Genomic DNA, 12,999 nt, shown 5'->3' with positions numbered 1-12,999 from the left:
ATGGGCGCATGGCGACGGTGCACCCGCTTCGCGTGGCTCCTGCTGGCGCTCGCGCAAGCGGCGTGCGCACAACGCGCAGGCCCCGATCCGCGCGTGCCGGCCGCCTCCAAAGACCAGGCGCTGCAATGGAACCAGCCTGCCGTACGCGCGAACTGCCCCGACCGGCGCGGCTACCTCTGGGTGCAGCCGGCCGAAGGGCCGGCCTGCATCCGCTACTTCGCAAGCGACGAGATCGATGGCGCGCGCGTGGCCATCGTGCAGTTCTCCGGCGACCGCGACGGCGTGATGGACCAGCCGCCCGCGCGCATCCCCGGCAACACCGCGGCGCTGCGCACGCTCGACGCGCAGCGCAGCCGCAACCGCTCCGGCGTGCCGTGGATCTTCATGGCACGGCCCGGCACCTACGGCTCGTCGGGGGACCATCGCAAGCGGCGCGAGCCCGTGGAATTCCATGCCCTCGACGCCGCGCTCGATGCGCTCATGCAGCGCCACCAATTGCAGCGCATCGTGATCCTGGGCCACAGCGGCGGTGCCACGGCCGGCGCGGCGCTCCTCACCATGGGCCGCACGCGCGTGGCCTGCGCGGTGCTGACTTCGGGCGCCTATGGCCTGCTCGAACGCGCGCGCATGCTGGGCATGTCGAGGGGCGGCCGGACCGACACCACCGGCAGTGCGCAGTTCTACGATCCGCTCGAGCATGTGGGCGGCATCGTGCGCGACCCGTCGCGGCGCATCGTGCTGATCGGCAACCGCGACGACCGGAACACGCCCTTCGCCCTGCAGCAGCGCTTTGCCGATGCGGTGGCGCAGGCGGGCCACCGCATCGAGCTGCAGACCCACGCGGCCGAGCCGCCCACCCACCACGACCTCACGGACGGCATCGGCCTGCAAACCGCATCGCTGTGCGCGCGCGAGGCGCTTTTTCCACCAACTCCAGCAACCGAATGAGCAGCAACATCACCACCCGCGAATTCGGCCGCATGCCCGACGGCCGCATCGTGACCGAATACACCCTGGACAACGGCCTGGGCCTGCGCCTGGGTGCCATCAACCATGGCGGCATCGTCACCGCATTGCACGTGCCCGACCGGCATGGGCACAGCGGCAACATCGTGCTCGGCCTGCCGAGCCTTGCGGACTACCTGGGCCCGCATCCGCACCTGGGCACCATCGTCGGGCGCTATGCGAACCGGATCGCGGGTGGGCGCTTCACGCTCGATGGCGCCCAGCACCAGCTCCCGCTGAACAACGGCGCCAACTCGCTGCACGGCGGGCACCGGGGCTTCGGCACGCGCTTCTGGCAGATCGAGCCGGTGCCGGCGGACGGCGCGGCGGGCGAGGAAATCGCCATCGAGCTTCGCTACACCAGCGCCGATGGCGAAGAAGGCTTTCCGGGCGAAGTGCAACTGACGGTGCGCTACGCGCTCAGCACCCGCGAGAACACCTGGCGCATCGACTACCGCGCCGTGACCGACCGGCCCACGGTGCTGAACCTGAGCCACCACGACTACTTCAACCTGGCGGGCGAGGGCGCGGTGCTGGACCATCGGCTCACCATTCCCGCGAGCCGCTACTGCCCCGTGGATGCAGGCCTGATTCCGCTCGGCCTTGCGCCGGTGGCCGGAACGCCATTCGACTTCCGCGCGGCCACGCCGGTCGGCGAGCGCATCGATGCGCCGCACGAGCAATTGCGCGTCGCCGGCGGCTACGACCACAACTGGGTGCTCGACCGCGAGCCCGCCGGCCTGGCGCTGGCGGCGCGGCTCGAGCACCCGCCGTCAGGGCGCGTGATGGAGGTGCACACGACCGAGCCGGCGGTGCAGTTCTATTCGGGCAACTTCCTCGACGGCAGCCTGCGCGGCGCCGATGGCGAGAGCTTGCGGCGCGGCGCCGGGTTGTGCCTGGAAACGCAGCACTATCCCGATTCGCCGAACCAGCCGGACTTTCCTTCGACGGTGCTGCGGCCGGGCGAAGTGTTCAGCAGCAGCACGCTGCACCGCTTCGGCACACTGGCCTAGCCCCCGAACTCGGCCGCAAGCAGGCCGGGGCTGCCGATGCGCACCGCGAACAACCCGCCGGCCAGCGGCTCGGCCTCGAGCTGTTCGGCCGTGAGCCCGCTGCGCGCGGTGCTGATGTAGAGCGTGCACAGGTCCTCGCCGCCGAAGGCGCAGTCCGTGACGTTGCTTGCGGGCAGTTCGATGCGGCACAGCTCGGCGCCGCTCAGCGGGTCGTGGCAGCTCACGCAGTGGCCGCCCCAGCGCGCGATCCAGAGGCGGCCGGCCGCGTCGGTCGTCATGCCGTCGGGCAGGCCATCGCCCTCGGCAAAGCGAAGCCACACCCGCTTGTTGCCCACCGTGCCGGCTGCGCTGTCGAAGTCGTAGGCATAGACGCAGCCTTCCACCGTGGCATTGAAGTACATCGTGCGTTCGTCGAGCGACCAGGTCGGCCCGTTGGTCACGGCAAAGCCGTCGTCGTGGCGCGTGCAGCGGCCGTCGGCGTCGAAGCGGTAGAGCGCGCCGGTCGGTGCCACGCAGTCGAAGTCCATGGTGCCGCCCCAGAAGCGGCCCTGGCGGTCGCACTTGCCGTCGTTGAAGCGGTTGCCGGGCCGGTCGGGCTCGGGCTGGTGCAGGTAGCGCGGCGCCGCATCCACCGCGGGATCGAACAAGGCGAAGCCGCGGCGCATGGTGACGATCAGCCCCGGCGCGTTGGCGCGCTCGGCCAGCGCGGTGATCTCCTCGTCGAACTGCCAGCTGCGCCGCGCGCCGCTGGCCGGGTCGAGCCGGTACAGGCGGCTTTCGAGGATGTCGATCCAGTAGAGCGCCCGTTCGCGCGGCGACCACAGCGTGCCCTCGCCGAGCGTGGCGCCCGCGGGCCACAGGCACTCGGGCTGGCCGAGGATCGATGGCACGCCAAGGGGCGTGGGAGTGGATGCGGTGCGGCCGGTCTGGGTCATTTGTTTTGCGCCTTTGTTGTCTCTGTCCTTGACGCGGCGGATCGTATCAAGGCATATTGATAATAGAAACCAAACTATTTGGCATCAAGTGATATTGATTTTGCAATGTCACCGCCAGCTCTCTGGAGACACGCATCTTGAAGGATTCCCCGCAGCTTTCGATCCATCCCAGCCTGAAGGGCCGCACGGTGTTCGTCACCGGCGGCGGCAGCGGCATTGGCGCGGCCATGGTGGCCGCGTTCGCCGCGCAGGGCGCACGCGTGGCCTTCGTCGACATTGCCGAAGGCGCCAGCGCCGCGCTCGCCCAGCGCATCGCGCAAGAAGGCCATGCCGCGCCATGGTGGCGCGCTTGCGACGTGCGCGACATCGGCGCGCTGCAAAAAGCCATTGCCGACGCGGCCGCCGAGCTCGGCGACTTTGCGGTGCTGGTCAACAACGTGGCAAGCGACGACCGCCACACGCTCGAATCGGTCACGCCCGACTACTACGACAACCGCATGGCCATCAACGAGCGGCCCGCGCTGTTCGCGATCCAGTCGGTGGTGCCGGGCATGCGGCGGCTGGGCTTCGGCTCGGTCATCAACCTGGGCTCCACGGGCTGGCAGACCAAGGGCTCGGGCTACCCCTGCTACGCAATTGCCAAGTCCTCGGTCAACGGCCTCACGCGCGGCCTCGCAGTGGAACTGGGCCGTGACCGCATCCGCATCAACACCGTGTCGCCCGGCTGGGTGATGACCGAGCGGCAGGTGCAGCTCTGGCTCGACGACGAAGGCGAGCAATCGCTCAAGCGCAACCAGTGCCTGCCCGACAAGCTGATGCCCGAGGACATCGCGCGCATGGTGCTGTTCCTCGCGTCGGACGACGCCAGGATGTGCACCGCGCAGGAGTTCACCGTGGACGCGGGCTGGACCTGATCAGTCCATTTCAAGTTTGCGGCCGTAGACGCTCAGGCTCGCGGTCTTCAGCGCCTTCATCATCACCTTGGCCGCCGGCGACAGCAGCCGGTCGGTGCGCGTGATGATGCCGAAGGCGTCCATGTGGCAGGGCATGTCCAGCGGCAGCAGCGACACGATGCCGTGCGCGGCGTAGTAGCGCGCCACGTCGGTCGCGAGCACGGCCACCATGTCGCTCTGCTGCAGCATGCGCGTGATGAAGAGCAGGGCCGAGCTCTCGATGATGTTGTTCGGCGGCACCAGGCCCTCCTCCTGGAACATCAGTTCGAAGCGGTGGCGCAGCACGCTGCCCGCGGGCGGCACGATCCAGCCGGCGCCCACCACGTCGCGCAGCGTGAGGCCGCTCACGCCCAGGAGCGGATGGCCCGGGCGCACCAGCGCGCACACCGGCTCCTCGGCCAGCGCTTCGTAGCGCAGCTGCGACTTGTCGTGCTCGGCGAAGAGCCGCGCCACCAGGATGTCGAGCTTGCCCTGCTCGAGCCGCTCGATCAGCACCGCACTCGTTTCGATCTCGAGCGACACGCGCAGGTCGGGCTGCTCGCGCTTCACCATCGCTACCGCGGGCGGCATCAGCGTGAGGCCGGGCGCGGTGATGGCGCCCACGCCCACCTGGCCGAAGCGGCCGGCCTTGAGCGCGGTGAGTTCGTCGTGCGCCTGGTTCAGGCTGGCCAGCGCCACGCGGGCATGGCGGATCATGGTTTCGCCGTACCAGGTGGGCCGCATGCCGCGCGGCAGCCGGTCGAACAGCGGCACCTCCAGCACGTCTTCCAGGTCCTTCAGCAGCTTGGAGGCCGCTGGCTGGGTCATGTTGAGCACCTGGGCCGCGCGGTGGATGTTGCCTTCCTCCGCCAGCGCCACCAGCAGGAGCAGCTGCCGCGTCTTGAGGCGGGCGCGGATGAACCAATGGTTGTAGTTGGTCATGTCTCGTGGGTTGTTGTTTGTTAAAGCTTTGTGATCAGAGGGTTTTCCAGAATCCAGCGATTGATATGCATTTTGTCGAAAAAATGATTGGATTGATATCAATTCTGTTCATAGACTCGCCGCACTTCCAAAACCAGAGACAAGGTTGGCGCGCAGGTGATTCACGGCGAGATCCATCAGAACGTGCGGCAATACATCAACGGCCGCTGGGAAACCAGCGCGACCACCGGTGTGAGCGCCAATCCTTCGGACACCAGCGAAGTGGTGGCCGAATACGCACGGGCCGATCGCCGCCAGGTGGAGTCCGCGATCCGCGCAGCCGCCGATGCCTTTTCCCACTGGAGCCACAGCACGCCGCAGCGCCGGGCCGACGTGCTCGACCGCATCGGCACCGAACTCCTGGCGCGCAAGGACGAGCTGGGCCTGCTGCTGGCGCGCGAGGTTGGCAAGACCCTGCCCGAGGCCGTGGCCGAGGCGGCGCGCGCGGGGCAGGTGTTCAAGTTCTTCGCGGGCGAGGCACTGCGCGGCGGCGGCGAGAACATGGCCTCGCTGCGCGCGGGCGTGCAGGTCGACGTCACGCGCGAGCCGGTGGGCGTGGCCGGGCTCATCACGCCGTGGAATTCGCCGCTCGCGGTGCCGGCCACCAAGATTGCACCGGCGCTCGCGCACGGCAACTGCGTGGTGTTCAAGCCGGCCGAGCTGGTGCCGGCCTGCGGCTGGACGCTGGCCGAGATCATCAGCCGCGCGGCACTGCCCGCGGGCGTGTTCAACCTCGTGATGGGCAGCGGCCGCGAAGCCGGCCAGGCGCTGGTCGACAGCCCGCTGGTCGATGCCCTGAGCTTCACCGGCTCGGCGCGCAACGGCGAACGCATCCTGCAGGCGGCCGCCGCGCGGCGCGCCAAGGTGCAGCTCGAGATGGGCGGCAAGAACGCGCTCGTGGTGCTGGCCGATGCCGACATCGACCACGCGGTCGACTGCGCGGTGCAGGGCGCCTATTTTTCCAACGGCCAGCGCTGCACGGCGTCGAGCCGGCTGATCGTCGAGGCCGCGGTGCACGATGCCTTCGTCTCGCGGCTTCGCGAGCGGCTCAAGGCGCTGAAGATCGGCCATGCGCTCGAACGCGGCGTCGACGTCGGGCCGCTGGTCGATGAAGAGCGCCTCGCGCGCAGCCTGGCCTGGGTCGGCATTGCGCGCGAAGAGGGCGCTGAGCATGTGTGGGGCGGCGAGCCGCTCCAGCGCGCCACGGCCGGCCACTACATGAGCCCCGCGCTGTTCCTGGCCCAGCCCGGGCACCGCATCGCGCGCGAGGAAATCTTCGGCCCGCTGGCCTGCGTGCTGCGCGCGGCCGACTACGACGAGGCGCTGGCGCTGTGCAACGACACGCCTTCGGGCCTGAGCGCGGGCATCTGCACCAATTCGCTCAAGCACGCGATGCATTTCAGGCGCCATGCCGAAGTCGGCATGACGATGGTCAACCTGCCGACGGCGGGCGTGGACTTCCACGCGCCCTTCGGCGGGCGCAAGGGGTCGGGCTACGGGCCGCGCGAACAAGGGCGCCATGCCGCGGAGTTCTACACGACGGTCAAGACCGGCTACATGCTGGCCTGACCACCACGGACGGTTTTCATCAGCAAGCAAACATAGCACTCAGAAAGAAGGAGACATTCCAATGAAACTCAATCGCCGCACCCTCAATATCGCACTCGCCGCCGCCTCGCTCGGCGGGCTCCTGCCCGCCACCGCGCTGGCGCAGAAGAAGATCGTGCTCGGCTTCAGCCAGGTGGGCGCCGAGAGCGAATGGCGCACCGCCAACACCGAGTCGATCAAGGCCTCGGCCAAGGAAGCCGGCATCGAGCTCAAGTTCTCCGACGCGCAGCAGAAGCAGGAAAACCAGATCAAGGCGATCCGCTCGTTCATCGCGCAGAAGGTGGACGTGATCGCCTTCTCGCCGGTGGTCGAATCGGGCTGGGAGACCGTGCTGCGCGAAGCCAAGGCCGCCAAGATCCCGGTGGTGCTGACCGACCGCTCGGTGAACACCAAGGACGACTCGCTCTACGTGACCTTCATGGGCTCCGACTTCGTCGAGGAAGGCCGCAAGGCGGGCCGCTGGCTGGTCGAGAAGATGAAGGACCAGAAGGGCGAGGTGAACATCGTCGAGCTGCAGGGCACCGTGGGCTCGGCGCCGGCCATCGACCGCAAGAAGGGCTTCGAGGAAATCATCAAGGCCGACCCCAAGTTCAAGATCCTGCGCTCGCAGACCGGCGACTTCACGCGCGCCAAGGGCAAGGAAGTGATGGAAGCCTTCCTGAAGGCCGATGGCAAGAAGATCAACGTGCTCTACGCGCACAACGACGACATGGCCATTGGCGCCATCCAGGCCATCGAGGAAGCGGGCCTGAAGCCGGCCAAGGACATCACGATCATCTCGATCGATGCCGTCAAGGGCGCCTTCGAAGCCATGATCGCCGGCAAGCTCAACGTGTCGGTCGAATGCAGCCCGCTGCTCGGCCCCCAGCTGATGAGCGCCGTGAAGGACATCAAGGCCGGCAAGCAGCTGCCCAAGCGCATCGTGACCGAAGAGACGATCTTCCCGATGGAAGTCGCCGCCAAGGAATTCCCCAACCGAAAATATTGAACTCCCCCAGTCTTCGCGCACTTCGTGTCGCTACGCCAACCCCCTCACCGGGGGCGACACCAGCGGCCCGGCGAAGCCGGTTCCGCGGTGTCCCTGGAAAAGACAGTAATTATTGAAAAAACGGATCGAATCATGAAACGCAACTTCCTCAAGGCCTCGCTCGCAGGCATCGCACTGGCCATCGCCGGCATCGCGCCGCTCGCGCATGCGCAGGACAAGGGCCCGATCGCCATCTCGATGCCGACCAAGTCGTCGGCGCGCTGGATCGCCGATGGCGCCAACATGGTCAAGTACTTCAAGGAGAAGGGCTACAAGACCGACCTGCAGTACGCCGACGACGACATCCCGAACCAGCTCGCGCAGATCGAGAACATGGTGACCAAGGGCTCCAAGGTGCTGGTCATCGCGGCCATCGACGGCACCACGCTGTCCGACGTGCTGCAGAAGGCCGCCGACAAGGGCGTGAAGGTCATTGCCTACGACCGGCTCATCAAGGGCTCGAAGAACGTCGACTACTACGCCACCTTCGACAACTTCCAGGTCGGCGTGCTGCAGGCGCAGTCGATCGAGTCGGCGCTCGGCCTGAAGAGCGGCAAGGGCCCGTTCAACATCGAGCTGTTCGGCGGCTCGCCCGACGACAACAACGCCTTCTTCTTCTACAACGGCGCGATGTCGGTGCTGGAGCCGTACATCAAGAGCGGCAAGCTGGTGGTTCGCAGCAAGCAGATGGGCATGGACAAGGTCGGCACGCTGCGCTGGGACGGCGCGGTGGCGCAGGCGCGCATGGACAACCTGCTGTCGGCCTACTACAGCAAGGACCGCGTCGATGCGGTGCTGTCGCCGTACGACGGGCTGTCGATCGGCATTCTCTCGTCGCTCAAGGGCGTGGGCTACGGCTCGGCGTCGCAGCCGATGCCCGTCGTCTCGGGCCAGGACGCGGAGATTCCGTCGGTCAAGTCGATCCTGCGCAAGGAGCAGACCTCGACCGTGTTCAAGGACACGCGCGAGCTGGCCAAGGTCACGGTGGCCATGGTCGACGCCATGCTGTCGGGCAAGACGCCCGAGGTGAACGACACCAAGACCTACAACAACGGCATCAAGGTGGTGCCTTCCTACCTGCTCAAGCCCGTGAGCGTGGACGGCGGCAACTGGAAGCAGGTGCTGGTCGACAGCGGCTACTACAAGGAAAGCCAGGTCAAGTGAGCGTTGGAATGGCAGCAGCAGCAGCAGCAGCGGACAGCCGCAGCATCCTCGAGATGCGCGGCATCACCAAGACATTTCCGGGCGTGAAGGCGCTCAGCGATGTCAACCTGGCGGTGCGCGCGGGCGAGATCCACGCGGTGGTCGGCGAGAACGGCGCGGGCAAGTCGACGCTCATGAAGGTGCTGAGCGGCGTCTACCCGTGCGACTCGTACACCGGGGAGATCCACTTCGAGGGCGAGCTGCGCCGCTTCAAGGGCATTGCCGACAGCGAGAAGCTCGGCATCATCATCATCCACCAGGAGCTGGCGCTGGTGCCGCTGCTGTCCATTGCCGAGAACATCTTCCTTGGCAACGAAATTGCGCGCGGCGGCGTGATCGACTGGTTCGCCGCCTATGCGAAGACGCGCGAGCTGCTTGCCAAGGTGGGCCTCAAGGAGCCGCCCACCACGCTCGTGACCGACCTGGGCGTGGGCAAGCAGCAGCTGGTGGAGATTGCGAAAGCACTGGCCAAGGAGGTCAAGCTGCTGATCCTCGACGAGCCCACGGCCAGCCTCAACGAGAACGACAGCGACGCGCTGCTGATGCTGCTGCTGGAGCTCAAGCGCCAGGGCATCGCGTCGATCCTGATCTCGCACAAGCTCAACGAGATTGCCAAGGTGGCCGACTCCATCACCGTGCTGCGCGACGGCGCCACGGTGGAGACCATGGACTGCCGCGGCCAGCCGATCAGCGAGGACCGCATCATCCGCGGCATGGTCGGGCGCGACATGGCGCACCGCTATCCGCAGCGCGATCCGAAGATCGGCGAGACGGTGTTCGAGGTGCGCGACTGGCGCGTGCACCATGCGCTGCATGCCGACCGCGAACAGATCAAGGGCGTGGACCTGCATGTGCGCAAGGGCGAGATCGTCGGCATCGCGGGCCTCATGGGCGCGGGCCGCACCGAGCTGGCGATGAGCGTGTTCGGCAAGTCCTACGGCCAGCGCATCAGCGGCACGGTGCTGATGCACGGCCAGCCGGTGGACGTGGGCACGGTGCGCAAGGCCATCGACCATGGCATTGCCTACGTCACCGAGGACCGCAAGGGCCTCGGGCTGGTGCTGGAGGAAAACATCCAGAAGAACGTGAGCCTGGCCAACCTGGAGGCGGTCTCCAGTTCGATGGTGATCGACGACGCGCGCGAATTCAAGGTGGCGAGCGACTACCGCCGGGCACTCAACATCCGTTCATCGGGCGTGGAGCAGCTGGTGGTGAACCTGTCGGGCGGCAACCAGCAGAAGGTGGTGCTCAGCAAATGGCTCTTCACCAAACCCGAACTCCTGATTCTCGACGAACCCACGCGCGGCATCGACGTGGGCGCCAAGTACGAGATCTACACCATCATCGACCAGCTCGCGAGCGAGGGCAAAGGTATTCTCATGATTTCTTCCGAACTGCCGGAACTGCTCGGCATGTGCGACCGCATCTACGTGATGAACGAGGGCCGCTTCGTGGCCGAATTTCCGGCCGCCGAGGCTTCGCAGGAGCGCATCATGCACGCCATCGTGAGCGCGGGGAGTTCCGTCCATGTCGCAGCCTGACGCCAACGCGGTGAACGCCGCCGTCCCCATCGCAGAGGCCGCCCCGAAGCTGCACGCCGGCTTCCTCAAGAACAACCTGCGCGAATACGGCATGCTGATCTCGCTGGTCGCGATCATGGTGCTGTTCCAGGTGCTGACCGACGGCACGCTGCTGCGGCCGCTGAACCTCACCAACCTGCTGCTGCAGAACAGCTACGTCGTCATCATGGCGCTGGGCATGCTGCTGGTGATCGTGGCGGGGCACATCGACCTGTCGGTGGGCTCGGTCTGCGGCTTCATCGGCGCGCTGGCGGCGGTGCTGATGGTGGAGTATGAATGGCACTTCGTGCCGACGGCCATCGTCAGCATTGCGGCGGGCGCGCTCATCGGCGCTGCGCAAGGCTGGTTCGTCGCGTTCCGCAAGATCCCGTCATTCATCGTCACGCTCGCGGGCATGCTGGTGTTCAAGGGGCTCACGCTGGCGCTGCTGGCGGGGCAGTCGGTGGGGCCGTTCCCGGTCGAGTTCCAGCGGCTGAGCTCGGGCTTCATTCCCGATCCGCTGGGCGGTGACACGTTGCGCACCACCTCGCTGGTGGTCGGCGCGCTGGCTGCCGCGGCGCTGGTGTTCTTCAAGCTGCGCGGGCGCGCCAAGCTCGCGGCGCACGGCATGGAGACGGAGCCGTATGTGTTCTTCCTGGTGAAGAACCTGTTCTTCGCGGCCATCATCCTGTTCTTCAGCTACCTGCTCTCGACCTACAAGGGCCTGCCCAACGTGCTGATCGTGATGGCGGTGCTGATCGTGGTGTACGACTTCGTCACCAACCGCACCACCATCGGCCGGCGCATCTATGCGCTGGGCGGCAACGAGAAGGCAGCGCGGCTGTCGGGCGTGAAGACGCAGCGGCTCGCCTTCCTGACCTTCGTCAACATGGGCGCGCTGGCCGCGCTCGCGGGCCTGGTGTTCGCGGCGCGGCTCAACACGGCCACGCCCAAGGCGGGCCTGGGCTTCGAACTCGACGTGATCGCGGCCTGCTTCATCGGCGGTGCCTCGGCCTCGGGCGGCGTGGGCCGGGTGATGGGCGCGGTGATCGGCGCCTTCATCATGGGCGTGATGAACAACGGCATGTCGATCCTGGGCATCGGCATCGACTACCAGCAGGTCATCAAGGGCCTGGTGCTGCTGGCGGCCGTGTTCATCGACGTCTACAACAAGAACAAGTAGGCGAGCGCATGAGCCAGAGCAGCACCAGCCCCGTGCTCGAACTGCGGGGCATCCACAAGCAGTTCGGCGGCATCCCGGTGCTGCGCGACGTGCAGCTGAAGCTCTACCCCGGCGAGATCCATGCGCTCATGGGGCAGAACGGCGCGGGCAAGTCGACGCTCATCAAGGTGCTCACGGGGGTTCTTCCGTCGAGCGGTGGCGAGATGCACCTGGACGGACAACCCATTCATCCCGCCTCGCCGCTGGAGGCGCAGAAGCTCGGCATCAGCACGGTCTACCAGGAGGTCAACCTGTGCCCGAACCTTTCGGTGGCCGAGAACGTGTTTGCGGGCCGCTATCCGCGCTGCGGCGCGGCGCAGGGTTTTCGCATCGACTGGGCGGCGGTGAACCGGCGCGCCGAAGAGCTGCTGGCGCGCATCGGCCTGGACATCGACGTGAGCCGGCTGCTGTCGAGCTATTCGGTCGCGGTGCAGCAGATGGTGGCCATTGCGCGCTCGCTGGGCGTGTCGTCGAAGGTGCTGATCCTCGACGAGCCGACCTCGAGCCTGGACGACGACGAGGTCGAGAAGCTGTTCGAGGTGCTGCGGCGCCTGCGCAGCGAAGGTCTCGCGATCGTCTTCGTGACGCACTTCTTCAACCAGATGTATGCGGTGTCGGACCGCATCACGGTGCTGCGCAACGGCAACTGGGTGGGCGAGTGGCGCGCCGCGGACCTCGGCCCGCAGGCACTGATTGCCGCGATGCTGGGGCGCGAGCTGGCGGCGCAGTCAGCCCGGCCGGCGGCGCTGCCGGCCTTCGATGAAGCGGCGCCCGCCCTGCTGCAGGCCGAGGGCCTGGGCCAGGCGGGCCAGCTGCAGGCCACCGACCTGCGCGTACGCGCTGGCGAGGTGGTCGGCATCGCGGGCCTCTTGGGCGCGGGCCGCACCGAGCTGGCGCGCCTCCTGTTCGGGCTCGAAGCGCCCGACCGCGGCGTGCTGAGCATCGATGGCCGCTCCGTCAGCTTCTCGAACCCTGCCGACGCGATCCGCGAAGGGCTCGCACTGTGCCCCGAAGAGCGCAAGACCGACGGCATCGTGGCCGAGCTCTCGGTGCGCGAGAACATCGCGCTGGCGCTGCAGGCGCGCCTGGGCGTGCGGCGCTTCCTGTCGCGCGCCGAGCAGACGGCGATCGCGGAGCGCTTTGTCGCGTCGCTGGGCATCAAGACCGCGAGCGTGGAAACCCCCATCGGCCTGCTCTCGGGCGGCAACCAGCAAAAAGCCATGATCGCGCGCTGGCTCGCGACCGAGCCGCGCCTGTTGATCCTCGACGAGCCCACGCGCGGCATCGACGTGGCGGCCAAGCAGGAGATCATGGAAGAGATCCTGCGGCTCGCGAAGGCGGGCATGGCGGTGATCTTCATCTCGTCGGAGATGAGCGAGGTGGTGCGTGTCGCGCATCGCATCGTGGTGCTGCGCGACCGGCAGAAGGTGGGCGAACTCCCAGGTGGTTCGACCGAGGACGAGGTCTACGAAATGATTGCCGCAGCATGACGCCTTCTTTGTTTTTCTCCCTCC

General features: G+C 67.2%; 11 protein-coding genes. 9 read left to right on the top strand and 2 right to left on the bottom strand.

Features of this window, described 5'->3' with window-relative positions:
- Both AC1DSC_RS12805 and AC1DSC_RS12800 read left to right on the top strand, forming a co-directional pair.
- On the top strand, positions 1-948 hold the full coding sequence (locus AC1DSC_RS12805; protein WP_012746187.1) for an alpha/beta hydrolase family protein: 948 nt from the start codon (positions 1-3) through the stop codon (positions 946-948).
- The gene (locus AC1DSC_RS12800) at positions 945-2,018 is read left to right on the top strand and encodes an aldose epimerase family protein (RefSeq protein WP_062363098.1); all 1,074 of its coding nucleotides are present in this window, start codon (positions 945-947) and stop codon (positions 2,016-2,018) included. The genes AC1DSC_RS12805 and AC1DSC_RS12800 overlap by 4 nt, the downstream gene beginning before the upstream one ends.
- On the opposite strand, the gene AC1DSC_RS12795 is transcribed toward AC1DSC_RS12800, so the two are convergent.
- Positions 2,015-2,953: an SMP-30/gluconolactonase/LRE family protein gene (locus tag AC1DSC_RS12795; protein ID WP_012746189.1), complete on the bottom strand. Its 939-nt coding sequence runs from the start codon at positions 2,951-2,953 to the stop codon at positions 2,015-2,017. The two genes, AC1DSC_RS12800 and AC1DSC_RS12795, sit on opposite strands and share 4 nt — an antisense overlap.
- Positions 2,954-3,090: 137 nt before the next feature.
- Between AC1DSC_RS12795 and AC1DSC_RS12790 the strand changes: the two genes are divergently transcribed.
- Positions 3,091-3,867 carry an SDR family NAD(P)-dependent oxidoreductase gene (locus AC1DSC_RS12790; protein WP_012746190.1) on the top strand — a complete coding sequence of 259 codons (777 nt, stop codon included), beginning with the start codon at positions 3,091-3,093 and terminating at the stop codon, positions 3,865-3,867.
- On the opposite strand, the gene AC1DSC_RS12785 is transcribed toward AC1DSC_RS12790, so the two are convergent.
- The gene (locus tag AC1DSC_RS12785) at positions 3,868-4,827 is read right to left on the bottom strand and encodes a LysR family transcriptional regulator (RefSeq protein WP_012746191.1); all 960 of its coding nucleotides are present in this window, start codon (positions 4,825-4,827) and stop codon (positions 3,868-3,870) included.
- 156 nt (positions 4,828-4,983) lie between these two features.
- Between AC1DSC_RS12785 and AC1DSC_RS12780 the strand changes: the two genes are divergently transcribed.
- The 6 genes from AC1DSC_RS12780 to AC1DSC_RS12755 all read left to right on the top strand — a co-directional run bounded on the left by AC1DSC_RS12780 (position 4,984) and on the right by AC1DSC_RS12755 (position 12,975).
- Entirely contained in the window at positions 4,984-6,435 is a 1,452-nt protein-coding gene (locus AC1DSC_RS12780; RefSeq protein ID WP_012746192.1) for an aldehyde dehydrogenase family protein, read from the top strand.
- 61 nt (positions 6,436-6,496) lie between these two features.
- Positions 6,497-7,462 carry an ABC transporter substrate-binding protein gene (locus AC1DSC_RS12775; RefSeq protein WP_028254012.1) on the top strand — a complete coding sequence of 322 codons (966 nt, stop codon included), beginning with the start codon at positions 6,497-6,499 and terminating at the stop codon, positions 7,460-7,462.
- A 132-nt stretch (positions 7,463-7,594) separates the two neighbouring features.
- Complete coding sequence (gene chvE / locus AC1DSC_RS12770; protein WP_012746194.1) at positions 7,595-8,665, top strand: multiple monosaccharide ABC transporter substrate-binding protein; 1,071 nt, start codon at positions 7,595-7,597, stop codon at positions 8,663-8,665.
- A gap of 8 nt (positions 8,666-8,673) precedes the next feature.
- On the top strand, positions 8,674-10,245 hold the full coding sequence (gene mmsA, locus AC1DSC_RS12765) for a multiple monosaccharide ABC transporter ATP-binding protein (protein ID WP_028253962.1): 1,572 nt from the start codon (positions 8,674-8,676) through the stop codon (positions 10,243-10,245).
- Positions 10,232-11,446, top strand: a complete 1,215-nt coding sequence (gene mmsB, locus AC1DSC_RS12760) for a multiple monosaccharide ABC transporter permease (RefSeq protein ID WP_018903592.1) — start codon at positions 10,232-10,234, stop codon at positions 11,444-11,446. The genes mmsA and mmsB overlap by 14 nt, the downstream gene beginning before the upstream one ends.
- Before the next feature lie 8 nt (positions 11,447-11,454).
- On the top strand, positions 11,455-12,975 hold the full coding sequence (locus AC1DSC_RS12755) for a sugar ABC transporter ATP-binding protein (protein WP_028253963.1): 1,521 nt from the start codon (positions 11,455-11,457) through the stop codon (positions 12,973-12,975).
- Positions 12,976-12,999: the final 24 nt, after the last annotated feature.

It is taken from the genome of Variovorax sp. 01N425 (assembly GCF_056399465.1).
The sequence above is the reverse complement of the archived record's forward strand: the minus strand, read 5'-3'. Positions and strand labels throughout refer to the sequence as shown.

Bases quoted from the DNA above. Each gene is read 5' to 3' on its own strand.
- AC1DSC_RS12805 (WP_012746187.1), top strand. From the start codon at position 1: ATGGGCGCATGGCGACGGTGCACCCGCTTCGCGTGGCTCCTGCTGGCG.
- AC1DSC_RS12800 (WP_062363098.1), top strand. From the start codon at position 945: ATGAGCAGCAACATCACCACCCGCGAATTCGGCCGCATGCCCGACGGC.
- AC1DSC_RS12795 (WP_012746189.1), bottom strand. From the start codon at position 2,953: ATGACCCAGACCGGCCGCACCGCATCCACTCCCACGCCCCTTGGCGTG.
- AC1DSC_RS12785 (WP_012746191.1), bottom strand. From the start codon at position 4,827: ATGACCAACTACAACCATTGGTTCATCCGCGCCCGCCTCAAGACGCGG.
- AC1DSC_RS12775 (WP_028254012.1), top strand. From the start codon at position 6,497: ATGAAACTCAATCGCCGCACCCTCAATATCGCACTCGCCGCCGCCTCG.
- chvE (WP_012746194.1), top strand. From the start codon at position 7,595: ATGAAACGCAACTTCCTCAAGGCCTCGCTCGCAGGCATCGCACTGGCC.
- mmsA (WP_028253962.1), top strand. From the start codon at position 8,674: ATGGCAGCAGCAGCAGCAGCAGCGGACAGCCGCAGCATCCTCGAGATG.
- mmsB (WP_018903592.1), top strand. From the start codon at position 10,232: ATGTCGCAGCCTGACGCCAACGCGGTGAACGCCGCCGTCCCCATCGCA.
- AC1DSC_RS12755 (WP_028253963.1), top strand. From the start codon at position 11,455: ATGAGCCAGAGCAGCACCAGCCCCGTGCTCGAACTGCGGGGCATCCAC.